This is a genomic window from Terriglobia bacterium (genome assembly GCA_020072785.1).
Classification (GTDB): Bacteria; Acidobacteriota; Terriglobia; order Acidiferrales; family UBA7541; genus Acidiferrum.
This window is the reverse complement of record JAIQGG010000002.1, coordinates 405,113-430,021: the sequence shown is the minus strand read 5'-3', so window position 1 is coordinate 430,021 and position 24,909 is coordinate 405,113. Positions and strand designations below refer to the sequence as shown.

Sequence of the window (24,909 nt, the reverse complement as noted above, 5' to 3'; positions counted from 1 at the left end):
AATCCACGGAGAGGTGCGGAGAGAAGCGGTGCCGCGCCTTGCCCGGCGAGACCCGCATTCGCGCCTGCCTGATTCCTTCCGCCCGCCAGCCACGCGAAGGGCGGGTCACTCTGCTTCAGCACTGCTCCTGGGCTGCAAGAAGAAGTGAATGGCCGGTGTGAAGATGAGCGATAAGACCATGGAACTGAAGAGTCCTCCGACGACCGTGATGGCCAGCGGCTGCAGCATTTGCGATCCGGCGCCGATGGCGAACGCCAGAGGCAGCATACCGGCGATGGTGGCCATGGCCGTCATGACAATGGGGCGAAGGCGGCGGCGGCCGGCCTGCAGCATCGCCTCTTCGGCCGAATAGCCAAGGGCCCGGAAGCGCTGCACGGCGTCCAGGAGCAGAATGCCGTTCTTCGCGACAATGCCGATGACCATGATCATCCCCATGAAGGACGCGACGTTGAAAGTCGTGCCGGTCACCAGCAAGGCGAGCAGGCCTCCGAAGGTCGACAGCAAGGCGGAAGCGAGAATCGCCGCCGGCGCGGAAAAGCTGGGGAATTCGAAGAGCAGCACAACAAACAAGAGCACCAGCGCGAGCAGGAGAACCATCAGCAGGTCGCGAAACGATTTCTGCTGCTCCTGGAACGTGCCGCCATACTCGACACGGATGGAGGACGGCAGGTGCAGATCCGCGACGGCCTTCTGCACCGCGGCGATGCCCGTGCCCAGGTCGACGCCTTCAAGCCGGCCGGTGACTTCGGTGAGGCGCTGCAGATTCTCCCGGATAATTTCGGTCTGACCGGGGTCGGTGCTCAGGGTAGCCAGCGAACCGAGTGTGGCCGTGCGCCCCGTGGAACTGGTCAAGAGCGTATTGCTGATGCGGTCGAGCGAGGCGCGGTTCTTTTCCGGAAAGCGGACGCGAATGGTATACGCGCGATCGTTGAGAATGACGGGCGTAGCCGCAGGCTCACCCTCCAGGATGGCGGCGGCGTCCGCGGCAACCTCTTCGGGCGCGAAGCCGGCGCGCGCGGCGACCACCGGGTCCACGCGAAAGGTCACCGCCGGACCACTGATGGTGTTTTCGATGCCGTCCAGAACGTCGACCACTCCATGCACCTTCCCGATGGCCCCGGCGACGCGCGGCGCCGTCTGCGCGAGAAGCTGCGGATCCTGGGAGAAGAGCTTGATGACAATGGGTTCGGGCGCGCTGGTCAGGTCGCCAATCATGTCCTGCAAGACCTGCACGAATTCCACCTTGGCGCCCGGCTCGGTCTGCTCGATCTGTGTGCGCACATCGGTGATGATGTCGTCGATGCCGCGCTTGCGGTCGCGCTTGAGCTTTACGGTGAAGTCCCCGCGATTGGCCTCCGTGACGGCCGCCAGGCCGAGCTGCAACCCCGTGCGCCGCGAAGTATTCTCCACTTCGGGAACCGACTTCAAGATCCGTTCAATGTGCTGCAGGATGCGGTCGGATTCGGCGAGCGAACTTCCCGGAGGCGTCCAATAGTCGAGGATGAATCCGCCTTCGTCCATCGCCGGCAAAAGATCGGAACCGAGCGCGTTGTAGCAGACGGCCGCAAGAACGATGAGCACCGCCGAGCTTGCCGCCAGGGTCCAGGGACGCTTCAGCACGGTCTTCATCGTGCGCACATAAAACTCCACGACGCGCCCGAACAGGCCGAACAGGTGCGCCTCCTCGGCGGACAGGAGCGCCGCGGAATCCAGGACGTCCGCCGGCACGCGCTCCGCAACGGCCATCTTGCGGCGAACCAGATATTGACTGAGCGTGGGCGTCCAGGTGAGCGCGAGCAGGAGCGAAGTGAACAGCGAAACGGTCATCGTGACCGCCAGCGCCCGGAAAAAGCTTCCCGTGACTCCGGTAATGGAGATGAGCGGGAGAAACACGACAATCGGCGTAATGGTCGAACCGATGAGCGGCACGGTCATCTCGCCGAGAGCGCTCTGAATCGCCTGCAGGCGGCTTTCGCCGGCGTCGCGGTGGAGGACGATGTTTTCGAGAACCACGATGGCGTCGTCAATGACCAGGCCGACGGCCGCGGCCAGGCCGCCGAGCGTCATCAGATTGAAGCTCTGGCCAGTAACTTTGAGAACGATGAAGGTAATGAGCAGCGTGGCGGGAATGACCAGGCCGGCCACGAGCGACGTTCCCCAGTCGCGCAGGAAGAGCACGAGAATCGCGGACGACAGCAGCAAACCTAGCAACACGGCGTCGCGAACGCTGGCGATCGATTCATGGACGATGGTGGACTGGTCGTAGAACGGTTCCAGGTGCACGCCCGGAGGGAGCGACGCGCGCAGCTCTTCGATCTGGGCATGCACTTCGCCGGCTACGGCCACCGTATTGCTGTCGGGCTGGCGATTGACGCTCAGCAGGACCGCAGGTTTGCCGTTGGCCGTGACAATCGTGTACACGGGCGCAACCGAGGGGGCGATCGTCGCGATATCCCCCAGACGGAGGGGTACGCCCGCAGGGGAATTCTTGAGGACGATCTGGCCGATCTGTTCCGGAGTGCGCACCTGGCCGCTGACCAGGCCCAGCACAAGCTGGTGGTTGTGTTCGAACAGGCCGGGCGAATCGATCAGATTGGTGCGGCGAATCGCATCGAGGATGTCGTTTACGGTGACGCCGGCGGCCAGCAGCCGGGCCGGGTCGGGCGTCACTTGAAATTCGGGGACGCGGCCGCCCTGCACCAGTACCGACGATACGCCGTCCAGCCGGTTGATGCGCGGCTTGATCTCGTAGGTGGCGATTTCCCAGAGCTTGTTCTGCGGCACGCTGTCGGAAGTCAGGCTGTAGCCCAGGATGGGAAATGTGGCGAAGGTGAGCCGGTGCGTTTCGATTTTCGCCGTGGGCGGAAGTTCCGACTGCACTCGCGAGACTGCAGCGTCCACGCGCTGCAACGTCTGGAACATGTCCACTTTCCAGTCGAAGAAGAGGTTGATCTCGGCGGAGCCCCGGCTGGTGATGGATTTTACCTGTTGCAGGCCCGGCACGATGTTGACGGCTTCCTCGAGCGGGCGCGTGATGGTGACCAGCATCTGGTCGATGGGCATGACGCCGTTGTCCACGCCGATCACGATGCGCGGAAAATCCGTGTTGGGGAAAACGGCCACGGGGATCGTGAACGCGAGATAAACCCCGACCAGAGCGAGGCTGACGATTAGAAACAGGATGGGGCGCGAGAGCCGCTGGAACCAGGGAGCCGGCGGCTTCTCGGGAGCCTGTGCTGCGCGGGTGGATTCGGGCCGGGGATCCATGCGCGCCTACTCTTTGTCCTTGCCGGCCGGCTTCGCGGAGCCGCCGGCCTGGTCCGCTTTGCCAGCCTGGCCGCCAGCATCCTTCTCCGCCGGAGCAGGGGGCGCAATCTTGATCTGCGTGTTGTCCGGCAGAGCGTAGCCGCCGGAGACGATCACCGGCTCGCCGGCGCTGATGCCGCTGACGATCTGCGCGAGCCCGGCGTTGCGGATGCCCGCTTGAACCGTCTTGAGGTGCGCGCGGCCATCGGAGCCAGCGACAAGAACGTAGTCGGCTCCTTCGCTATTCTTAAACAGGCCGGAAGCGGGCACCACGATCGCATCCTTGGCCGTCTTCGCGGTCATCGCCACTTCTACGGTCATCCCCGGCTTCAGCGCGGGGTCCGCCTTGAGCGCTTCGACCCAGACCTCGATCGTCGTGCTGCCCGGATCGAGCGCAGGGCTGACCAGGCTGATGCGGCCTTTCAGGGAGGCGTCGAGACCGGGAATTCTTAAATCCGCCGGATTGCCGGCCCGGAGCAGCGCGGCTTCCGACTGGGCGATGTGCGTTTTCGCGATGAGCCTGGTCGTATCCATTACCGTGAGAAGCGGCTGGTTCGCGGTAGCCAGCTCGCCGGGATACAGCGGCCGGTCGGTGACCACGCCGTCGATGGGACTCCTGATCTCCGAGTAGCTGAGCTGCGCCTTCGCTCCGAGGTACTTGCCTTTTGCCGCGGAGAGCTGGCCCGATGCGGATTTCAGCGCCTGTTGCTGGACCAAGCGCTGGAGGTCGTTCCATTGGCGTTCCGCCACGCGATACTGACTGCGCGCCTGCGCCAGCGCGACTTCCGCGGAATCCAGATCCCGCCGCGGTATGGCCCCCTGCTGAAACAGCTCCTTCCGGCTGTCGTAGACTTTCTGTTGGGCGTCAAAACCGGCCTTGGCAGCGGCGGCATCCAGCTCCGCTTTCTGCAGGTCCTGCGGGAGACTCGCCCCGGTCGTGGTCGTGTAACTCGCCTCCGCTTGCTCAAATTCGCCTTTGCCCTGTTCGGCGGCGGCAGCGAGATCCGCGTTTTCAAGCACCGCCAGCAACTGGCCCTTGCGCACGCGGCTCCCGCGCTGCACGAGAAACTTGCTGACCGTCGAGGTAATCTTGGGCATGATGACGGCCTGTTGCAGGGGATAAACCACCGCCTCGCCGGAAATAATCTGGGAGATGGGCCCCCTCCGCGCCGGCGTGGTCTGCACCGAGACGACAGGTTCCTTCTCTTTTTCCGGGCTGCCGCAGCCGCTCAGCACCGCAAACAGTGTGGCCATGGCGCCAGCCAGCGGAATTGCGGAGCCGAGGTTCAGCGTGCGCGTGATCGTGGACCGCTTTGCGGTCACGCCTAGAGTCGTAAGGTTCATGGAGAGGTCAGCACTCCCGTCAGAGTTTGCAAGTTTGCCAGAGCCACGCGGTAGCGGACCGCGCCGTCCTGATAGGCGTAATTCGCCTGACTGTAGGTGCTTTGCGCGTCCACCACTTCCAGAACGGTGGCTTCGCCGCCCTTGTAGCGCAGCATGGTCAACTGCAGGCTGTCGCCCGCCAGCACCGCCGAACGGTTCAGACCGCTGAGCTCGTTCAGCGCGGTTTCCGCCTCCGCATACAGCGAGCGGATCTCCGCCAGCAGCTTGCGCTGCGCCAGCGAGAGTTCCCGCTGCGCCTGGGCGCGGCGAAGCTCCGCCTGCTTGATGCGGCTCTGCGTGGCGCCCCAGTTCCAGAGGGGGAGACTCAAAGTGGCCGTCGCGGCAGAACCCAGGTTCGAGTTGCCGGCGGCGTCTTTTGCGGCAAATTGCGCCGCGTCGATGCCGTAGAAATAATCGAAACTCAGAGAAGGCAAATAGCCGGCCCGCGCGCCGGTGACGTCGTGCCCGGCCGCCTGCACGGAGGCCAGCGCGGCTCGGACATCCGGGTTGTCGCGCGCCGCAAGCTGCTGCACCTCCGCAAGCGTGGGCAGCGGGACCGCGGCATGCAGGTCGTCGGCGACTTCGTAATTGTCGTTGAAATCCGGAAAAAGCAGGACCGCCAGATCGAGCCGCGCGTTGAGCAGCGCCAGTTGCGCTTCCTGCAACTGGCGGCGGCGGTCCTGTGTCTGCAGTTCCGCCTTTATGACGTCGGAGTGCGCCACTTCCCCGCCGCGCTCCAGATCCTGCGTCAGTTTGAGGAAGCGCTCGCCCTCCTCCGCCGATTTCCGCGCCACTTCCAGCTTCTGCTGGGCCGCAGCCACCGCGTAATAGCCCTGCACGACCGTCACGACCAGCCCCCGCGAAGCAATCTCCTTGCGCGCCCGGGCTGCGGCGGCTGCCGCCGAAGCCCGCCTGAAGCTCGCGAACGCCGCGAGGTCGAGCACCTGATGCACGTTGCCCTGGCTGATGTATTCCTGCGGCCCGTTGGTCGCGATGAAACGGCGGACTCCACTGGCTGTGACGAAAGCCGGCGAGTACAGCGCTTGCAGGTTGTAGCTGGCCGTGGGCAGCAGCGCATCGCGCGCCTGCGTGCGGTCTTCGTGGGCGATGGCGGAATCGGTCGCCGCCGCCTGGAACTGGGTGCTGTACTTCCGCGCGCGCTCCAGAGCCTCCTGCAGAGACAAGCGCAGCGGCGCAGCGGCCGTGGCGCCTCCCTGCGGCTGGGCGACAGGATTCGGCGGGGCCAGCGCGGCCGCGGGCGCTTGCTGCTGTCCCGCGCGTGCGCCGGTGCAAGTCCCGGCGAGGATGCCGGCTGCCAGGAGGAGTCCCCGCAGCGCATGTTGCGTCAATCGAGTTCTATTTCGCATGGCGTTCGTCAGCGTGCTTCTTACGGCCACGGTGTTGTCCGCTGCCGCTGCCGTCTCCCGGCAGAAGCCCAAGTCTGCGGAAAGCAGGCTCACGAAGCAAGGTAACGATTTCCAGATAAACGCAGGATTAACGGCCCGGGGACGGCGCACCTGCCGCCGCGGCGGGCAGAAACGCGGTAAATGTGCTCCCGGAGGAGCCGGAGCGGGTGAGTTCCAGCCGGCCCTGATGCGCTTCCGCGATCCAGCGCGAGATGGAGAGACCGAGGCCTGCCCCGTCCCCGTCTTTGTCACCGCGGGACCGCGCTTCGTCCGCCCGGAAAAAACGCTCGAAGATTCGCGGCTGCAGCTCCGCGGGAATGCCCGGCCCGGTATCCGTGACGCTCACGGCGTATTCTTCGCCCTCGCGGCGGCAGGCGACGGAGACCCGGCCGCCCTCCGGAGTGTATTTGATCGCGTTATCCAGCAGATTCAGGAACATCCGGCGCAGCAAGGCTTCATCGGCATGAATGGGCAATTCCGCCGGCGCATCCACGGCCAGCGTGATCTGCTTCGCCAAGGCCAGCGTGCGGGTATTGCGGGTGCAGTCGGCAACCAGCTCGTCCAGATAAAAATCGCTTCGCGTCAGCGGATACTGCCCCGCATCCGCCCGTGCCAGTGTAAAGAGGTCCTCGACAATGTGCGTCAGCCGCTGCGCCTCAGCGCGCAGCAGCACCAGGGACTCGCGGTATTCCTCCATGGTTCGCGACGGCTGGGAAAGCGCCACTTCCGCCTCCCCCCGCAAGATCGCCACCGGCGTGCGCAGTTCGTGCGAAGCATCGGCCATGAAGCGCCGCTGGCGTTCGAAGGACTGGCTCAGCCGGTCGAGAAGACTGTTGAAGGCCCGCGCGAGGTGCCCGAGTTCGTCTTTCTGGTTGCGCACGGCCAGACGCTCATGCAGGTTCTCCGCGCCGATGCGCCCGGCCTGCGTGGCCATATCCACGACCGGGGCGAGGCTCTTGCGCGCCAGAAAATAGCCCCCGGCGCAGGCCAGCAGCACCGCCATGGGGATGACCCAGGCAAACGTCCGCGCAATCTCTTCCAGCAGCTCCGCCTGGCGGCGCAGGGATTGCAGAACGAGCAAGGTATGTTCATGTCCGTTCACGGGAAACTTGCGGACGAATCCCCGGTAGTTGTCCGGCCCGGCCGGCACATTCTGAAAAAAACGATCGCCATGCCTGGACGCTTCGATGAGCTCGCGGAAAGCCCCGGAGGTGAAGATCCCGGCCACATGGTCTCTTACCGGCGGGTTCGGCACGGGCAGGTCCTCGGAAGCGATGACGGGATTGCCATGCGGATCCAGAATCACGAAGAGATTGTCGCGATAGCGATGTTCAAACAAGGCTTGTGCCGCGGCGAGTTTCAAGGCGTTGGGCCCCGATTGATCCGTCAGTTCGGCCTGCAGGGTCGTGAGAAATGCGTCCGCGAGCTCGGTGAGGCTGCTGTCCGTCCCCCGCAGCGTGCTCTGGCGAAGAATGAAGTAGGCCGCCATAGAGAGCACGACGAGGACCAGCGCGAGGACTGCGGTGTACCAGAGCGTCAGGCGAAAACGGACGGACTCAAGCATCGGCCTTCCTCGAAGAAGCGCCGGAACCCTTGTGGCGCGAGGCACGGCTGGAGGGATGCGTTGCGGCCTCGGGTTCCCGCGTGTCTTCGGCGGAACCGAGAACGTAGCCAGCCCCACGGCGCGTATGCAGCAAGGGTTTCGCTGATCCCGCGTCAATTTTGCCGCGCACGCGATTCACGTAGACTTCGATAAGGTTCGAGAACGGGTCGAACGATTCATCCCAGACGTGTTCGGCGATTTCCTCGCGGCCCACGACCCGGCCCGCATTGCGCGCCAGAAATTCCACGAGCGCGTATTCCTTGGCCGTAAGCGATATTTTGCGCCCCCCGCGGGCGGCCGTCTGCGCGGCGGTGTCCAGCACCAGATCGGCCACAACGATTTGCGCCGGGCGCAGTTCCCCGGAACGCCGCAACAAGGCCCGCAAACGCGCCAGCAACTCGCGGAATTCGAAGGGCTTCGTCAGGTAATCATCGGCGCCGTGATCGAGTCCCGCGACCCGGTCTTCCACGGCATCGCGTGCGGTCAGCATGAGAATCGGCATGCGCCGCCCCGCTTTGCGCAGTTCCCGGCACACTTGGAAGCCATCCCGCCCCGGCAGCAGGACGTCGAGAATCACCAGGTCGTAGGTGTTGATCTCCGCCTGGTACAGGGCCTCGTCGCCCGTCGTGGCCACATCGACAGCATACGCATGCTCGCGCAGCCCCTTGGCCACGAAACGCGCAATGCGCGGATCGTCTTCCACCAGCAGCAGCCGCATGCTGAGATGATACGACGAGTTCTCGCTTTTTCCCTTCCCTTGTTCCCCGGCAAGGGGGGAGTTCCCGCCGATTCCCTCTGCTCGCCGGGGGTCTCGTTCCTGGCGGTGACCTGAGAGGCTTCGAGTTGACAAATCTCCATGCTAGAGTTTTTTATCTTGTATTCTTGTGTTCATTATTTGCCAAGTCTAATTTTCTTTTGCCTGTGAAAGAAACTTCTCCTAGTCTTCCATTCAAGGCGTTTTGGGAGGTTCTTGACGCGAACGCAGTAGGACTGGAATAATAGATATAGTTATCCACTATGATCTTTTCGCGCCAATGCCAATATGCGATCCAGGCGATGACCTCTCTCGTGGCCACTCCGGGCGGCGCCGCCCGCGCCGAGGAGATCGCACGGGCCGAGGATATTCCTCACCCGATTCTGAGCAAGGTGTTGCTGGATCTGGTTCGCAAGGGACTACTGGAATCCCGCCGGGGGCCCGGCGGCGGTTTTAGTCTTTCCCGGCGTCCGGAACTGATCTCGCTTCGCGATGTCGTCGCCGCCGTGGACGGACTGGACCACTTCTATGAGTGCGTCACGGGGCTCCCCGCCTGCTCCGACGAAACTCCCTGCCCGCTCCATGAAATGTGGAAGCAGATGCGCGGCAACCTGATCGAATCCTTCAATACCACCACGCTGGATGCCATGGCCCGCACAATCGTCCGCAAGAAGAAGTCTCTCACCCGCGCGAAACGGGGCGCACGCGAGCGCTCCTAAACCGCACGGTAGAGAGTCAGTCAACCCGGCGTTTCAGGATGTCCTCCGCCCAGCTCAATGCCGCCATGGCCCGCGGAAACCCGATGGTTGTGATGCTCAGCAAGATGGCGTGGCGAATTTCCTGCGCTGGAACGCCAGCGATTCTTGCATGCCGTACCGCGGAATGAACCGCTCCTTCGGACTGGGCCGCCGCGGAAATTCCCACTTTCACGAGGCGTCGCGCGCGTTCCTCCAGCGGACCCGCGCGATGGCACTGCTCTCCCAAGTCCTGGAAGCTCTTCCAGACCCCGGGGTAGCTCTTTCGCAGGGTTTGCGTCCGCTGTGGCAGCTTGTTTTTCATGGATACTCCTCTTTGTTCGTTCCGTCAGTTCCTGGCGGATTACCGCCACGATCTTACATCCTGTTCTTGTAATCAGCCATGCATCTGAAAACGATCTTAGCGGAGCCAGGTCTTAACGGCGCTGGCGCGAAATACCGCTTCGGCCGGCCATCCGCAATTGGTTCGCTTTGCCTTTAGCGCAGCCTTGTTAGCCGGTTTTCCTGAGTATTCGGCGCTTATTGTTTCGAAATTGCCCGACTGCACCCTTCTGATGAGACAGTTTTCGATGGACACAGGTTTGGGGAACCCTTCGGCGGGCTCAGGGGATCAGAAGGGGAGCCCCTGAGCCGAGCCCGTGGCGACCGCAAGGACGACGTAATCGCCGCGAGTATTTCCGGCGGGATCGAAGGCTACCGGAAACGCGCCCCCCGAAAAGATGGCCCCGGAGGCGAGTTGGTCGCGGAGCCGCGCCCGGTTCGGTCCCGACCGGCGCAACGCAGCGGCAATGACGCGGACCATATCGTAGACCTCCTCCGCCGCAGCGGTCGGCCGGATTCCGAGTTTCGTGTAGTAGCGCCGGTCAAATTCCTTTCGCGCGCTCATCCGTTCGCCGGAGCGAGAGTAGACGGACCAGATTCCGGGATCGTCCCGGCTGTCTTGTGCAAGGGAAACGGAGGAGGAGGGCGTCGCGCCGAGGGCTGCCTTGCGGCACAAGTAGATCGGGACGGAGGCATTCGTGTTCCTCATCTTCGGGAGCAGCCCCGCGGCGGTTTGCGCGTCCATCCAAAGAACGATGGCCCCCGGCTTGTGCGAGCGGATTTGCGCCGTCACGGCTTCCCAATTCGCCTCCCCAGAAGCGATGGCGAGGCGGGCAGGTTGCGGCGCGGCCATTCGCCTCGCGGCCTTCTCGAACTCGTCCCCGCCGGCGCGTCCGTCGTGATCCGCTTGGACAACCAGCAATACCCTTTGGAAGCGCCTCTCCTGGTAGATATCAAGGGCGAAGGCTCGCGCTTGGTCCGCGTCGCTCGGGCCCATGCGGAAGATCCAGGGGATGTTGGTTTCGGTCGTCGCCGAGTCGCTCGCAAGCGTCAGGATGGGCACGCCGACCTTGTTGGAGATTTGTTCGGCCTGGTGGGCGATGCTGCCGTTCGCGGACGTCACCAGGGCGACCGCTTGCTCCTCAAAGACCAGGCGGACGATTTCGCTGCTTGCCTGACCCCACGGCCCGCCTTCGTCGCCCGCGGCGAGCCTCAGGCGCAGCCCGCCTGGAGGAGGGCCGGCGGCTTCGTCCTCCACCGCCAACTGCGCGGCCTGGAGCAGGCCTTGGCCTTCTGCTGCGCGGGCGCCGCGGAGCGGCAGGATGATTCCAATCGTGACGGCGTCTCGCGGGAGATCGCTCGCCGCTTCGCGACCCGGGCCGGAGTAGCCGACGGCGTCCCGGTTGAGGGAGGCATAGGGCTGGGCACCAGCCGGAGTTGTCTGCGCCGCGCATGGCAGCGATGCCGCGAAAACGGATGCGCTCGCCAGAATAATGGCAAGCCCGCGGGCATGAGGGGAGGAGTCCACGATGGTCAGTTTCCTTGCGCCTTTTCGGTTGCAGAAGTTGGCTGGCGAGGGGTCGTCCAGTACACGAACTGGCCTCCCGAAACGCGGGCCATAGTCACGGGAGCGATGTTGTTCAGCGTGCGGTCGAAATGCGTCCGGCCGCTCACCCCTTCCACGTCCTTGAGCTGGTATTCCCGCAGGGCGTCCATGATTCTGCCGCGATTCAATTCTCCCTGCGCGATCGCGGTGAGCAGCAGGGTCATGCCGTCGTAGGCGCGGGCGGCATAGGCGTCCGGCTCTTCGTTGAACCGCTGGCGATACCGTTCCCGAAACGCCTGCCACTTCGGGTCCGTCCGGGAGGGATCCAGAGCACACGTGGTGACCAACTCCTCGGCCGCGGCTCCGGCGATCGCGAGGAGCTGCGGATCAGCGAGGCGGCTGGGGCCAAAAACCGGCAGCTCGATCCCCATCGCGCGCATCTGCTTGAGGATCCGGGCGGCTTCCGTTGACTCCCCCCAAATCACCACCCCATCCAAACGAGCGTTCTTCAACATCCGAAGCTGGTCCGAAAAGTCCTGGTCCCCTCTCTCGAATTTCAGTTCCTGGACGGGCGGATGGCCCAGGCGGCGCGCTTCATCGTCGAACTTCTGGACGCCGATCCGTGCGTAGCGCGATTGCGTGCGCAGGATGCCGATGCGCTTGAGCTTGCGCTGCTTGAAAATGTACCCGGCAAGGGCGTAGCCCTGCTGGCGGTCGTCGGGAAAATTGTGCAACAGCCAGGGGATGCGTGTCTCGGTCACCGTAGGATCGGTCGTGCCGGTGTCCACGATGGGGATCTCGAGTTTCAGGGTGACCCGCAGCGCAATGTGCGTGGACGCGCCGTCAATCGAGCCGAGCATGGCGACGACGTGCTCGTCGAAGTCCATGTTGACGAGTTCGGTGGAAGAAGCTCCCCACAGCGCGGCGTCATTGTGAATTTTGAGGGCGTAGGGCTTCGGCGCCGACATGCCCCGGGACTGATAGCCGCCCGCGGCGTTCGCTTCGTCAACGGCCATCTGCGCGCCATGAAGCATCGCGAGGCCGTACGCGGACTCGGGGTTGTTCTCGATCGGGCCGAGAAAACCGATATTCACCGTTGGCGGAAGGTACAGGTCCATCGAAAGGCGCGCCCTGGAAGCCCCGTTGTATTCCAGAGTGTTGGCCTCCGTGTACCACTCCTTATAAGGCTTGGTGAAATGGCGGTAAGGAACTGCCTCGTCGGGCATGTCGGCGTAGCGCGGCGGCACGGCAGGCTTGCTCTGTGTCTCCTGTGGCTTGGAATCCTGCGGCCACGCCGGAATCGCCAAGAGGAAGAGGGGAACCATCCAAGAGATCCGAAGCAACAGCATGTGTCTTGCTCGCCGGGGCGCTGGCGAAGCGAAGATGCATAAAACGAAATGGATCATGCCGAATCCCCCTGCGCGGCGCCGCTCACACCGCGTGTGCTTTCTTCTTATCGAGGCGCCTTGCTCGCGCATCAATGAACTCGACGATGCTTCTCAAAGTGGCCGGACCGATTGCCTGCGCCGCGTCGCACTGGGGCCTAGCGGCACCCGGCCGGTCGCTGGCCACCTCGATGATCAGGCCCTGGCTGCCAAACTCGATGGCCGCACGGCTTGCAGGCTCCACCAAGGACGAGACTCCGGTGGCATGGCTCGGGTCCACAATCACGGGCAGGAACGTTTCCGCCCGGACTGCCGGTATAACGGCGAGATCGAGGAGGTAGCGCGAGTACTCGCCCGAGGGAAAAGCCTTGATCCCGCGCTCGCAGAGGACGATTTCGAGATTTCCTTCCTTGGCGATGTACTCCGCCGCGCCTAGCCACTCGAACAGGCTGGCAGCCATGCCCCGCTTGAGCAAGACCGGCTTCCCGCTGCGGCCTGCTTCGGCGAGCAAGGGATAGTTCTGCATGTTGCGCGAGCCGATCTGGAGCATATCGGCGTATTCGGCCACTTGCTCAACCAATCGCGTGTCCATCACTTCGGTGACGACCGGAAGGCCAGTCTCCCGGCTGGCCTCGCGCAGGATCTTCAGTCCGTCGAGCCCCAGTCCCTGGAAATCATAAGGGGAAGTGCGGGGCTTGAACACGCCGCCGCGGAGCATGTCCGCGCCGCAAGCTTTCACCGTGCGAGCCACCTCGAGCGTCTGCTCGAGGCTCTCGACGGCGCAGGGGCCGGCAATCACGACGGGGCATTCCCCGCCAAAACTTACGTGCCCGACGCGGACGGCGCGCGTCTCGGTTCCATCATTGCCCGGGTTCGCCCTGCGACTCAGCAGGGAGCACACCTTGGAGAGATCGCTTGATGAGATGTGTCCCGCGATTTTCATAGGCAACCTACCTTCGGCATGGACTTGAGGTCCGCCCTTTACTCGCGGTTATCGTTCTGCTTTCTATCGGAATCAAAAATGGCCATCGCCTCGATCTCGACCAGCAGGTCCGGCCGGCAGAGGATCGCCTGGATGCCCGTGGAGGCCGGCAGAGGATCGAGTCCCTGCTCCTTTAAGAACTGCGTGCGAATTTCGTTGAAAAGGGCGTAATCGCGCTCGATGTCGCGCAGGTAACAGGTGGTGCGAATGATATCTTTCCAACTGGCGCCCTCGGACTCCAGCAGGGCCGTGATATTGCGGTAGGTGCGCCACAACTGGGCCGCGAAATCGCCGACATGGAGGGTCGCACCGTTTTCGTCGATGCTCGCCGTGCCGGAGATGAGAAGGATGGTGACGCCTTTGATGTCCAGCCGCAGGGCCCGCGAAAAAGACGACGGGCGCGGATAGTGATAGGCTTCGTTCAGGACTTGCGGCGCGCTGATCGCTCTCTTCTCCACCAAGCTTTGCTGTGTGCGGCGCGATGGAGTAGTGTCAACGGCTATTTTCGGTGTGCTCATGGGGCTTCCTCTCCTTGTGAGTTTCGTAGGTGCCGTGGCTCAGTCCCTTAGCTGTGGCCACCCAGACGTCCTCGCCCTGAAAATCCATGTTCACAATGTAGTTGTGAGCGAGGGAAGCTGGTGATTCGAGTTTGCGGACCTTGTTGCCGGGGCCAGTGATGATAATCTCTCCGCGGCCGGTTCCTGCATTGGGCCGATACGTGACCCAGGTGTTGGTTTTGTAGTTGAGAACGCTGAGGCCTTTGTCGGTACACGCCCAGACTTCGTCGCCGCGAGACTGGGTAGCATTGATGAAGTCGGACGCCAGGCCGCTATCGGTCGAAAGATAGTTGTGCCAGTTCCGGCCGTCGTAACCGCTGAGGCCGAAGTACGTGGACGCCCAGAACATTTTGGTGTCCGGGTTGAAGGCAACGTTGCTCACGATGATGTGAATTAGTCCCTGATTGCGGAACAAAACGATTTCCATCTCCTCATCCGGGTCCGTATACGGTTTCCAGTAACCCCCGGCGATGTCGTACTCGAGCACGCCACCGCCCCACACGGCGAAGTAGACTTTTTTTTCGGCCACGGCAATTCCGTAGGACCAAGGCTCATGCATGGGCGCGTTCTTATCGCTGAAGATGGACCACTCACCTGTGCGGGTGTTCAAGCGGCTGATGCCGGCGGTGGTCGCGGCCCAGATGTATTCGTCCTGGACGGCAACGGCGTAGACGATGTCGTTGACCAGGCCGCTGGTCAGGTTCGTGAAGTTCTGGAACACACCGCCACTGTAGCGGCTGAGGCCGCCAAACGTGGCGATCCAGACGTCGCCGGTCCTGCGATCCACGGCAACGCCGGTCACGACGCGATGGGCCAGGCCGTCCTCCGGCGTGAACACTCGCTGGATCTTTCCCTCGGCGATCAGGACCAGCCCGCTCTCCGTGCCCGCCCACACGCGTTGGCCATCCACGGTTACGCACAGCACCTTGTCGTCCGGCATGCCGTTGACTCTCGTGTAGTTCTCCCACTTCGTGTACAGGCGAGGATGCTGGGCGGCGACGGCCGGGACGCAAGCCAGCAGCCATGCGACAACGGGCACCCAGAAGCTCCAGCGTTTGGCTCCTTGCATCGGATTCCCCCGTCTCATCGCGTTCCTCTGTTCCTCTTCCGTGGAAGACGCGGCAGCTACAGCGTCTTCAGGTACTCGATCAAATCGTTCAACTGCTCCTTGGTCATATTGGAAGTGACCCCGTGCTTGTCCCCGGGATTGTAGAGCGTCCAGATCTCTTCGAGGGTCAGGGCCTCGCCGTTGTGGAGATACGGCGCCGCCTGATAGACGCGGTCGAGTTGGGGAATGTCGAACAGGCCCGAGGTGTCGTATTTCGTGGCGCTGCCGACGTCGGTGCTGTACTTGGCGGTGTAATGCGTTGCGGGGGGGTGGCAGGTCTCGCACTTCTTCTGAAAGAAGACGGCCTTGCCCCGTTCTTGCGCCGGCGTGAGCTGACCGTCCGCCGCAAGGTGACGGTTAGGCGGCAAAGGAATGGATTTCACGTACGCCACGAGATCCTTCAGCTGCCCGGCATTGAAGCCCTCGGAGTGAAACAGGAACTTGGCTGTACGCGGGCCGCACTGCGTTTCGATGTCGGGGTTGTGTCCGTTCCACTTGTACGGCGGGGTCTCGGCAATCCCGCGGAGGGTGCGGTTGGCGACGCGATCGCGGCCGAGTTGCGGCGTCTCCAGGTTCCAGGCGACGCCGTCGAGATGCTCGTCCGGGTGGCAGGTGGCACAGGCAAACTGCCCCTGGAAGCAAAAATGCGCATCGTGGAACAACTGTTCGCCGTGGCGCAATGCGGAAATTTCTTTCGGTCCGCCCAAACGCAAGACGGACTGGACTTCGAGACGGCGGACGTTCACGACCGTCAAGGTGTCGTCCAGGCGGTTGGCGATGAACGCGGATTGGCCGTCCGGAGAAACCGCGACCGCGGCGGGATTCAATCCCGTCCGAAGACGGCGAACCACGAACTCCCCGGCCGAATCCAAGCGATTGGAGAGATCCGCATCCTTTTTCCGGCGGAGGAAGCGCTCCAACCGTGCGGTGTCAATCACGGAAACGATATTGGCTTCGGACGAGGTCACGAAGGCGTAGCGGCCATCGGGCGTGAAGACCGCTCCATTCGGGCCGGCGTAGTAGGAATCCAGGTCATCGAGAAGGACCTGCGTCACCTGTGGATGCGTTTCCGAAGAAGGACCACCACCGCGCAACCGGACGACCGCCATGCCATGCGTGAGAAACCATCCCTGGGCCACCTGAATGAGTGGATTGAGATTTTTGGGACGGAGGAAAGGCACCAGCAGATAGCTCGCGGGTTTTCCAGGCGCCTCCGCGATGTGGCGGAGCTCGATGACCCCTGGAATAAGAACTCGCGCGCCGACCACTTGCTTGGCAGTGTCAATCACCGTGAGCTCGGAGACGGGAGGCTGGTCGTAGGGGCCCAGGTGGGGGAGCAAATTCGAGACGTACACGCGGCGGGCGTCCCGGGAGAGAGCAACGTAGTGCGGGGAGCGCCAGGCGGCGAGGCGCTTGATCTCCACACCCCGCGGAAGGTCAATCAGCGAAACATCGTCGCCGATGCTGTTGGCGACGTAGAGAATCGTGCCGGTACGGTCGGTCGTCAGGCCGATGGGGCCCCAGCCAGTCTGCAGCGTGCGGCGGATCTTGAGGGAGGCCGCGTCAATCTCACTGACGGTGTCGCTCCACTCATTGGAGACGTAGAGAGTTTTGCCGTCGGGTGAAACGGCGACGTCTCTCGGTTTGTGTCCAACCCTGACCCTTCCGATGACGCGCCTGGCATGCGCATCCACGGCCAGGAGCGCGTCACTCCCTTCACAGACGACGTAAAGCCGTGCGCCATCGGGTGAGAATCTCAGTTCCCCTGGCGTGAGGTAGCTGGGCTCGAGATTCCGTGCCTCGCGTGTTTGCGGCTGCGCGGCATCCATCCAAGGGCTCCCCAGCGCGAGGGCCAAAACGCCGGCTGCCGAGAGCGCAACCCAGGACCACCCGCTCCGGATTCGCTGCCGCATACGGGCCGCGCTCATGGATTCACTCCCCCTGGCTGTGCGGGGTTCGCGCTGGCCGGCTCGGTCACGGTCAGAATCCGGTCGGCCTTCACGTGCTGGAGCGTTTGCACCGTGCCGCTCGGCCAGCGAATCGTGAGCCGGTCCACTTCGCCGTGCTGCCCCAAACCGAAGTGCGGCCGCGGATCGTTCTGGGAGAGATAGCCGGACTGCGGAGTGTTCTCCACGATTTGGCGGAGATCCCCAGCGACCGCCTCAATTCGCGCGCCAAAGCCATCGCGGTTGCTCCGCGTGCCGACAAGCTTGAGGGTGAGCCAGTGGTTCCTGGGACCGGCGGGGGGCGCCTTGGCATGCAGGAGGATCCCCCGGCCGCCCAGGACGACGATGAAGGCATCGGTCAGGCCGTCGTTGTCGTAATCGGCAAAAGAGGCGCCGCGCCCGACCTTCCTGGAACGGAAGTAGCTCCCGGCCTGCGTGGAAACGTCGGAAAACGATCCGTCCCCGTTGTTTCTCAGGAGCGAATCCTCCATGGGCACGAGCCAGTGCAGGCCGCCGTTGACGACAAAGATGTCTTTCCAGCCGTCGTTATCGAAGTCGAAGATTCCGTCGCCCCAGGCGACGTATTGGCCGGAGACCCGAGCGATGCCCGCCTGGACGGTCATGTCCACGAAGTAGTGCTTTTCCCCCGCGTTTTGATAGAGCCGGTGATAGCGCACGTCGGTGACAAACAGGTCCAGCCAGCCGTGGTTGTGGAGGTCGGCAAAGACGGGTCCCATCGCCGAGGGGGTCTCGCCGTTCGCGCCGAAGGCCACGTTCTGTTCCTGGGCGAGGTTGGTGAACGTCCCGTCGTGATTGTTGTGATAGAGATAGCTCTCCATTTGATCGTTGGCGACGTAGATGTCCGGCCAGCCGTCGTTGTCGTAGTCTCCGACGGCAACGCCCATAGCGCGGCCGGGCGGGTCGGCAATCCCCGCGCGATCGGAGACGTCCGTGAAGGTTCCGTCGCCGTTGTTGTGGAAGAGGCGGTTGGACTCGGCCTCATAGTCCAGGGGCCCCGCGAAGGCGTCTGCGGAATAATAGGGTTTGCGGGCAGCGGGGTCGAATTTCAGATAGTTTCCGACAAACAGATCCAGCCGGCCATCGCGGTCGTAGTCCAGAAAGGCGGCGCCCACCCCAAAGTGCTTGTTTTGCACCCCGGCTTTGACGGTGACGTCGGTGAACGTGCCATCGCCGTTGTTGTGATACAAAATGGCCGAGTCCCAGTTGGTGACGTAGATGTCTTCGTAGCCGTCGTTATCGTAGTCGCCGACGGTCACCCCCAGGGCGAAACCCGTGCCGCCGACGCCGGCCTGTGCCGTGACGTCGGTAAACGTGCCATCCCCATGGTTGCGGTAGAGATGATTCGTGGCCCCCACGCCATCCGGCTTGGAATGGTTGGTCACGCCTTCGAGGTGGCGGCCGCTCAGGACATACAGATCGAGCAGGCCGTCGTTGTTGTAGTCAAACCAGACGCAACCCGAGCCGGTGGCTTCCAACACCGAGCTCAGGTTGTGCTCGCCGAAAGAATGCTGAAAATGAATGCCTGCTTTCTCGGTGATGTCTTCGTAGGCGGGGCGCTTCGGCGCGGATGGGGATGGAGGGCCGGGCTTCTGGGGAAAACCAGCCGCGCCGCTGGCAAAGAGCAGGAAGGCCGCCAGGAGGACAAGGGCCTTGAGGTTTCGGTTCATCCGGCCTTCCTCATGGCGCGATCGAAGGGCGCGCGTTCGGGCATCGTCTGCATGTCGTTTTTCCCGGCGGGATGTTCCTGAAAACTCATGGGCTCCTGTTCTAGTGATGACACAACGAGCAACTGGTGAGGGCCTGAACGCTGCGAATCCCGTACTGGGCGGCAAGCTTCCGCCCCAGCTCGGCTTGATTCTGAGGTGCGCGCCAATCCATGCGGGAAATCTGGTCGCGCGGGCGCAGATAGAGTTCGGGATTGCTGTGGCAGCCAAAACACCACTCCATCCGGAGAGGAATGGCCGGCGCGACTTGCGGCAATTGGCCGCTTTGGCCGTGGCAGGTGGAGCAGCCGATGCCCTTGCTTGAGTGAAGACTGTGATTGAAATTGACGTAGTCGGGCAGGCGATGTAAGTCCACGGGCCCGGCGGATTTTCCGGCGCGGTTGCTAACGGAGATAGGCGTGTCCAACCGCCGCAGGGTGAGCGGCCAGCGGTTCTCCGGAGCGACGGCCTTGTCCTCGTGGCAGCCCGGGCATCCCCGCTGCTCGTTGGGGCGAGCCCAAATCCAGCTCCGCTGCTCGCGGATCAAATTGCCTTTCGAGTCGAACAGCGCGAAACGCACCGGCAGGTCGGGCGGAACGGATACGTAGAAGGAGCCGTCTTGCTCGACCGGGGCAATGCCCAAGGTCTGTTCCCGGTCCGCCGCGAGATCCAGGGCGAACACACGGACGCTGGCGATCGGGACGGAGAGCGGTCCGCTCACGTTGCCCGCGCTGAGATAGCTGTCTAGACAGATGAAGTAGCCAGCCCGGGCCTCTGGATTCACCAGGCTCCAGAACTTCTTGGGCACATCGCGAGGCGCCAGCGGAACGGCCTGGATGCTCGAAACCTGCGGGTCTTCGTAAATCCTTTCCCCGAAGGTGCGGCTCTGGAGGTCGAATGCATACAGGGCAAATCTCCCGGGCGCGTTGCGGAGCGCCGGAATCCACTTCGATACGATCAGCGTGCCGGCCGCTAATTGCCGGGACGACCAGGAGATCGTTCGGGGCGGACTCAGAAGGGCATTGTGCGGTGCGCCGCGGCGGATCACGGCAAGCGCGCCACCGGGGAGACCATCCACAGGCGCGCTCTTTACGAAGACCACGGAGCCGTCTTCCAGTTCTTCGGCCTCGGTGCGCACCGCGCGTTGCTGGTGCTCGCAACGAAAGGAGTCGAGCGCGGTGCCGTCGGGCTTAACGGTGTAAAACTGGCGCGAACTGGCGGCGTCTGCTTGCGCGTCCAGAGGCCACGAGGCTGAAGCGAGAATGCGGCCATCGCGCAAAACCGTCTCGACCTGAAAGTCCCCGGGACCAAACGTGATGCGCTGCGCATGAGAACCGTCAAGCTTGGAAACCATCAGATGGGAGGACCAGCGCCCTTGCTGGACAGTTGCGGCCGTGTAGACGATTTCGTTTCCGGGGAGATAGGCCGGGCGAAGGCACTGTTGAGAGCAAGTTGTCACCTGGCGCAAGTTCGAACCGTCCACGTTCATCTCCCAGACCTGCCATGTTCCTTCCCGAGCTTTCCGTCCGGAGAAGAGGACTTTGGCACCATCAAAGGAGACTTGGGGATCAGCGGCAGCGAAGAGATCGAGCGTCAGGCGTCTCGCATGACTCGGCTTCCCTGCGCCGCGGAGGAGCGCAAGCCAGCTGCCTTGAGGGAAGCGCTCCGCAAGGACTCCTGAAGCAACCGCGGGAGCTTGGACAAATAGGAGATCAGGCGGCACTGCCCCTTGCACCTGATGCCGCGGCCGCACTGCGCCCTCCGGCGCCATCGCAGAAACGAGGCCGAAGAGAAGGATGCATGCAGTGGCTACGGCGGAGGATCGAAGACAACCCACACCCTGGCTCGAGATCACTTCCCACACCCCGCGTCAGGATGAGTGAAATGCGGTGAGGGGGCTATGACAGGGCGCAGAAAAAAAACCGTCAGGCGTCAATTTCCTTCAGTAATCCTTTCTTACTAGGCGGGTTGCAAACGGAGACCGCGGGGAACAAGCGCGCGAATCGGCATTTGTCCGGCGGCGAATCGGAACACACGCCGGGAAGATTCCTTGGCGAAGGAGATGGTGATATTCAAGCTCGGGCGGATCGACCAAGGCTCATCTTAGGCCCGCCTTTTCCAGGCCAACGCGGTCGCGGATGGTCAGACGGCGGCCGCTCGCTTCAATGAACCGCTCTTTGCGGAGCAGGCCGAAGACGCGGCTGATGGTTTCCGGGGAAAGCCCCAGGATTTCGCTGATTTCCTGGCGCGAGAAGGGCAACCTGAGCGACGCGGCCCTGGCGTGGGTGCCGTTCGAGCGAGGCGCCATGGAAAGAAGAAACGTGGCCACCTTCCTGCGGGCGTCCTTGAAGCTCATTTCCGCAACCTCGCGTCGCGCACGGCTCACTTCTCCCACCAAGAAGCGGACCATGCCTAAAGCAATCTCGGGATTACGCCGCAGGACATCAGAGAGCTCATCGGGAGCCGCCGCGCAGATTTCGCTGTCTTCCAGGTTGATCGCCGACAAGGTGTAGGAAGACTCCGTCAGGACCTCCAAGCCAAACATCTCGCCGGGGAAAATGATGCGGACGATGCGCTCCTTGCCGTTCTCGAGCGACTTGATGAGCTTAATGAGACCTGAGCGGAGGGCGAAAACTTGGTGGGCCGGCCCGCCCTCGGAGTAAACCACTTGGGTCTTGAGATAGTGCGCCGGACGAAAGACACACAGGAGGTGAGCCACTTGATTGGCCGGCAAGCTGGAGAAGAGCGCGCTTCTCAGAACTGGACACTCGGAGCATTCATTCTTCACTCGTGCTCCCTTCGAGCGCGGCCCGGGCCATAAGCGAGGTTAAGCCCAGAATCGTACCCGCGGCGGCGGGACGTGCGTCAAATCGGCCGTGCACCCCAAAACCAACCCCGTGGCCAAAGACGCGCAGCGCACCGCGCCCACTTAGGTTACCTGAAGGCGGGCAAGGTGCCAATACGCGGCGCATGGAACGAGTTGAGCGGTGGTGCGAGCGTTTTTGAGTTCTCGCCGCGCCCGATGCCTTTCCTCCACCTTTGCGTATGCCCCCGTCGACAGGATTTTATCCCCAAAACGGTTTGCCTGAAGCAATCTGCTGGTGAATACGGATACGAAATGAAGAACAATCAAAAATCCGGCGACAGGTGTAACGAAACGTCCGCCTCGGATCAGACGCCGAATTGCAAACCCGGAGGGATGCGGTGATGGCTCTCGGACGGCTCCTGCAACAGGTGTCGTACGAACCACGCGCGGAAGCATTCCTTTTCGCTCACGATTTCATTGAGCGGGGATGGAAGCCCCGCGTGCTATCAACGCTGAAGTTATCCACACAAAGCTCCTATCATGCCAACCTAAATCGCTATGTCGTGCCTTGGTTGCAGGGCCGGCGGTTGCGAGATGTAAGGAGGAGCGATGTCCAAGGATGGATCGCCGCACTCTCTCAGAGTGGTCTAGCCCGTCAATCAATAAAAAATGCTTGGTCCGTTCTCTCTGCTGTGCTCCGCACTGCGATGGATTGGGGCGACATCGAGGACAATCCCGCACGCGGTATGCGACTTCCTTCCAAACAATCGAAGCAGAAACTCTTTCTGCCATCTCCCGAACAGGTCGCGAAGATCCTCAAGCAACTGTGTTCCGAAGTCGAGGGCCGAAGGGCGTGTGCAGTGAATTCTCTGCTTGATTCCAGGAGAGTTATGGCGCGCCTGAGAGGGTTCGAACCTCCGACCTCTGGTTCCGGAGACCAGTAGAAAATATGTATCCTGTTGGTTCGCTTTGCCTTTAGCTATCGGTTGATAGCCTGTTTTGGTGGGTGTTCGGCGCTTATTGTTCCGAAATTATTCCGAAGCGTACCCCAAAAAGCGCGTGCGCTTCACGCGGAATATTATTGCTATCTGTCATTGTTCTCTTGCGCGTACCAAAGGTTCGAGAGCATTCCGCTTAGGAACGACTTAATGTGCGTCAGCGTTCTGCGGCCGACTGCGATCTCCCGCAAGATACGTTGTCAGTGGACTGTTCTGAAATCCCGAAGCCGAATGTCCTTTACACGCTTTTTCAAATACGCTTCGTAGATGAATTCTTTGTGCCCTTTGAACATTGACGGCCGCAACTCGTGTTCGACCACGGGGGAATAATGGTCTTCGATATGTCCAGTAATCTTCAGAGACGATTCTGGCTGGAGTTGTTTCCTGTTGTGTGGTGCGAGGATTTCGTCGGCGAGATACCCAACGCTGTTCTTGCTCGGGTATTCAGCGAGATTTGCCAGCTGCTTGCTGACGCGAACCCGGACCTCCTTGCCGTCACGATATTGGACATGGTAGTAGAACAGCGTCCACGACGTGAGACAGCAAGTGGGTTTGCCTCGCTGGGAGAGCATAAGAAAGAGGGCGGCGCACCTCCTTCAACTTTTTCCGGAAGCAAGTGGATAGAGTATACCGGTGCGCCGCTCGGCGAGCGATCTGATCTGGCGATTTTCCAGGAAACGCCATTTTCTTAGGGAATTTTCATTTTTCGTCGTCTGCAACTATTGTCGTCGGCCATCATAGCCGCAAAATACTTAAAGCAAGGGGCTTATTTCGATGAGCCCGCCCGACACCTGCCCATTGACAGCATCTGTGACGGTTATGCCACGTCCGTGACCGCAGCTATGACCCAGAATCAATCCAGAATCGCTGAAAATGGTCCGTCAGGCCTCCTTTGAGCCTCTCGGAGCACTGATATTGGAAAAGATTTGTCTTACTGTCACCACAATTGGTGAGGGAGCGGCAGCCCCTCGAAGTCGGCGTTGGCTAGCGGATCTTTCGGCATGGAGCCCATGCCTTCGATTAATGCATAGAGCTGGCGCAAGTGATGAGCTGCATGCCACACCGTTCTCTCAAGCAACTCGGGTCCTGTCTGGCACCCATAGTAAGTCACGATGTTGTCTTGGCTTATGTCCGTGCGTGTCCACCATGCCGTCAACTGCTTCCTGACCCCCTCCCCGTACCGTGCGAGAGCGGCCCCGTCGTGCATTTCCGGCGGGGCAGTTTCTTGCAGCCAGCTTTCGGGAAAATATCGGGTCTCAACTGCATCGCGATACGCCAGGCTCAGCCGGAAGAGATGAAAAGCAAGGTCGCATACCGTGCGGTCACGATTTGGAACTTTGACTTTTAACCCTTTCGGAGGGACTTCGAGAATCGCGCGTTCTGCAGCTGCGAGGATTCGAAGCAGCCGACACGCCAGCTCTGCGGTTTCCAATCGCTTAGCTTCGCGATGTTCTACACCGACAAAGCGTGCAAGTTCCTTCGGGTTCCAGCCGTGGAAAAAGCGTTCGCCGTCCGTGAGCACGGGCACAAGCCGCAGGCCGCGACGCTCAAGCTCTTGGAGTGACGACGGATTTCCTTCCACGTTTATAGCGTCAAACGGGATTCCCCACGACGAAAGCAACTCTTTCGTTTTCGCGCAGGAGCTTCAACCCGGCCGGTAGTACAGGCAAAACGTCATCGGTGCTCATTCTCCGCCATGATTCGCAGACCATATCTAATCAATCTTAAGAAGTTTGTAATTGGCCCAGATCACCGAGTCCTGGAGATTGCTTGTCGGTAGTCTCACCCCGCCGGGCTTTGGTTCGGGCGCATCTTCGTAGCGGAGCACGCCGGGGCTGCCACGCTCGTGGAATCGTACGGCCTTCAAGAGGTTTCTCCGGTTGCGACAGTTTGCCTATTTCAGCACATTCTCGCCGCTCATCCACACGTAGACGCGCTGAAACTTGTCGTTCTTCACATACCAGTGGTTGACGTTCATGAGGTGCACGTGCGGCCCGCTGACCGGGTCGAGCTCCACGCGGAAGCGCGAGGAGATGGCTTCGCTTTCGACGTCGACAATGTGTTCGAAATCCGTGTGCAGAATGGTCCGGTACTGGAAAAGCTCCTCGAACATTTTGCGGATGCCGGTATCCCGCCCGCGATGCTCCGAGAAGTGCGACTGGATGGTGAACACCGCATCCTCGTTTAAGCAGTCCAGAACCCCCTGCAGATTCTTGCGATCCACGTTGGCGAAGTACTTCTTCACCGCCAGGTCCACGTACCAATCCCGCGCATGCTTTATGGCCATTTCTCCTCCTTCCAATAAAAAGAGGGCGCTCTCGCAAGCGCC

20 protein-coding genes, 1 tRNA gene and 1 pseudogene are annotated in these 24,909 nt (G+C 62.0%); 3 read left to right on the top strand and 19 right to left on the bottom strand.

The features are described from left to right. Window positions 1–105: 105 nt before the first annotated feature. The 5 genes from LAN61_05160 to LAN61_05140 form a co-directional block, all read right to left on the bottom strand. The gene (locus tag LAN61_05160; protein ID MBZ5539892.1) at window positions 106–3,267 is read right to left on the bottom strand and encodes an efflux RND transporter permease subunit; all 3,162 of its coding nucleotides are present in this window, start codon (window positions 3,265–3,267) and stop codon (window positions 106–108) included. 6 nt (window positions 3,268–3,273) lie between these two features. Then, window positions 3,274–4,650: an efflux RND transporter periplasmic adaptor subunit gene (locus LAN61_05155; GenBank protein MBZ5539891.1), complete on the bottom strand. Its 1,377-nt coding sequence runs from the start codon at window positions 4,648–4,650 to the stop codon at window positions 3,274–3,276. Continuing rightward, window positions 4,647–6,056: a TolC family protein gene (locus tag LAN61_05150; GenBank protein ID MBZ5539890.1), complete on the bottom strand. Its 1,410-nt coding sequence runs from the start codon at window positions 6,054–6,056 to the stop codon at window positions 4,647–4,649. The genes LAN61_05155 and LAN61_05150 overlap by 4 nt, the downstream gene beginning before the upstream one ends. Before the next feature lie 127 nt (window positions 6,057–6,183). Further along, on the bottom strand, window positions 6,184–7,659 hold the full coding sequence (locus LAN61_05145; GenBank protein ID MBZ5539889.1) for a HAMP domain-containing protein: 1,476 nt from the start codon (window positions 7,657–7,659) through the stop codon (window positions 6,184–6,186). Continuing rightward, window positions 7,652–8,416, bottom strand: a complete 765-nt coding sequence (locus LAN61_05140; GenBank protein ID MBZ5539888.1) for a response regulator transcription factor — start codon at window positions 8,414–8,416, stop codon at window positions 7,652–7,654. The genes LAN61_05145 and LAN61_05140 overlap by 8 nt, the downstream gene beginning before the upstream one ends. Before the next feature lie 338 nt (window positions 8,417–8,754). Here LAN61_05140 and LAN61_05135 point away from each other — a divergent pair, with 338 nt between their 5' ends. After that, window positions 8,755–9,171: an Rrf2 family transcriptional regulator gene (locus tag LAN61_05135; protein MBZ5539887.1), complete on the top strand. Its 417-nt coding sequence runs from the start codon at window positions 8,755–8,757 to the stop codon at window positions 9,169–9,171. Between the two features lie 16 nt (window positions 9,172–9,187). Here the strand turns inward: LAN61_05135 and LAN61_05130 are convergent, their stop codons facing one another. From LAN61_05130 to LAN61_05085, 10 genes are all read right to left on the bottom strand, one after another. Continuing rightward, complete coding sequence (locus LAN61_05130) at window positions 9,188–9,511, bottom strand: carboxymuconolactone decarboxylase family protein (protein ID MBZ5539886.1); 324 nt, start codon at window positions 9,509–9,511, stop codon at window positions 9,188–9,190. Window positions 9,512–9,817: 306 nt separating this feature from the next. Further along, window positions 9,818–11,056 (bottom strand): ABC transporter substrate-binding protein, encoded by a 1,239-nt coding sequence (locus LAN61_05125; protein ID MBZ5539885.1) that lies wholly within the window; start codon window positions 11,054–11,056, stop codon window positions 9,818–9,820. Window positions 11,057–11,061: 5 nt separating this feature from the next. Next, on the bottom strand, window positions 11,062–12,399 hold the full coding sequence (locus tag LAN61_05120; GenBank protein MBZ5539884.1) for an ABC transporter substrate-binding protein: 1,338 nt from the start codon (window positions 12,397–12,399) through the stop codon (window positions 11,062–11,064). A gap of 106 nt (window positions 12,400–12,505) precedes the next feature. Next, the gene (gene aroF / locus LAN61_05115) at window positions 12,506–13,402 is read right to left on the bottom strand and encodes a 3-deoxy-7-phosphoheptulonate synthase (GenBank protein MBZ5539883.1); all 897 of its coding nucleotides are present in this window, start codon (window positions 13,400–13,402) and stop codon (window positions 12,506–12,508) included. Window positions 13,403–13,440: 38 nt separating this feature from the next. Further along, a complete protein-coding gene (locus LAN61_05110) occupies window positions 13,441–13,959 on the bottom strand; it encodes a hypothetical protein (GenBank protein MBZ5539882.1) in 519 nt (172 codons plus the stop codon). Then, entirely contained in the window at window positions 13,934–15,037 is a 1,104-nt protein-coding gene (locus LAN61_05105; GenBank protein MBZ5539881.1) for a regulator, read from the bottom strand. The genes LAN61_05110 and LAN61_05105 overlap by 26 nt, the downstream gene beginning before the upstream one ends. A gap of 86 nt (window positions 15,038–15,123) precedes the next feature. Further along, window positions 15,124–17,034 carry a beta-propeller fold lactonase family protein gene (locus LAN61_05100; protein MBZ5539880.1) on the bottom strand — a complete coding sequence of 637 codons (1,911 nt, stop codon included), beginning with the start codon at window positions 17,032–17,034 and terminating at the stop codon, window positions 15,124–15,126. Next, on the bottom strand, window positions 17,031–18,740 hold the full coding sequence (locus LAN61_05095) for a CRTAC1 family protein (GenBank protein MBZ5539879.1): 1,710 nt from the start codon (window positions 18,738–18,740) through the stop codon (window positions 17,031–17,033). Before LAN61_05095 ends, LAN61_05100 begins: the two co-directional genes overlap by 4 nt. A gap of 100 nt (window positions 18,741–18,840) precedes the next feature. Beyond that, window positions 18,841–20,259: a hypothetical protein gene (locus LAN61_05090; protein ID MBZ5539878.1), complete on the bottom strand. Its 1,419-nt coding sequence runs from the start codon at window positions 20,257–20,259 to the stop codon at window positions 18,841–18,843. Between the two features lie 615 nt (window positions 20,260–20,874). After that, complete coding sequence (locus tag LAN61_05085) at window positions 20,875–21,564, bottom strand: Crp/Fnr family transcriptional regulator (GenBank protein MBZ5539877.1); 690 nt, start codon at window positions 21,562–21,564, stop codon at window positions 20,875–20,877. Window positions 21,565–21,983: 419 nt separating this feature from the next. On the opposite strand from LAN61_05085, the pseudogene LAN61_05080 reads away from it, so the two are divergent. Further along, window positions 21,984–22,292 (top strand): annotated as a pseudogene (locus tag LAN61_05080) (site-specific integrase). Window positions 22,293–22,473: 181 nt separating this feature from the next. On the opposite strand, the gene LAN61_05075 reads toward LAN61_05080, so the two are convergent. Beyond that, a tRNA-Ser gene (locus LAN61_05075) sits at window positions 22,474–22,550 on the bottom strand. 359 nt (window positions 22,551–22,909) lie between these two features. On the opposite strand from LAN61_05075, the gene LAN61_05070 reads away from it, so the two are divergent. Next, a complete protein-coding gene (locus LAN61_05070; GenBank protein MBZ5539876.1) occupies window positions 22,910–23,272 on the top strand; it encodes a hypothetical protein in 363 nt (120 codons plus the stop codon). Window positions 23,273–23,517: 245 nt separating this feature from the next. Here LAN61_05070 and LAN61_05065 read toward each other — a convergent pair whose 3' ends face one another. From LAN61_05065 to LAN61_05055, 3 genes are all read right to left on the bottom strand, one after another. Beyond that, on the bottom strand, window positions 23,518–24,201 hold the full coding sequence (locus LAN61_05065) for a hypothetical protein (GenBank protein ID MBZ5539875.1): 684 nt from the start codon (window positions 24,199–24,201) through the stop codon (window positions 23,518–23,520). A gap of 93 nt (window positions 24,202–24,294) precedes the next feature. After that, on the bottom strand, window positions 24,295–24,447 hold the full coding sequence (locus LAN61_05060; protein ID MBZ5539874.1) for a hypothetical protein: 153 nt from the start codon (window positions 24,445–24,447) through the stop codon (window positions 24,295–24,297). Between the two features lie 27 nt (window positions 24,448–24,474). Beyond that, entirely contained in the window at window positions 24,475–24,867 is a 393-nt protein-coding gene (locus tag LAN61_05055; GenBank protein ID MBZ5539873.1) for a nuclear transport factor 2 family protein, read from the bottom strand. Window positions 24,868–24,909 lie beyond the last annotated feature (42 nt).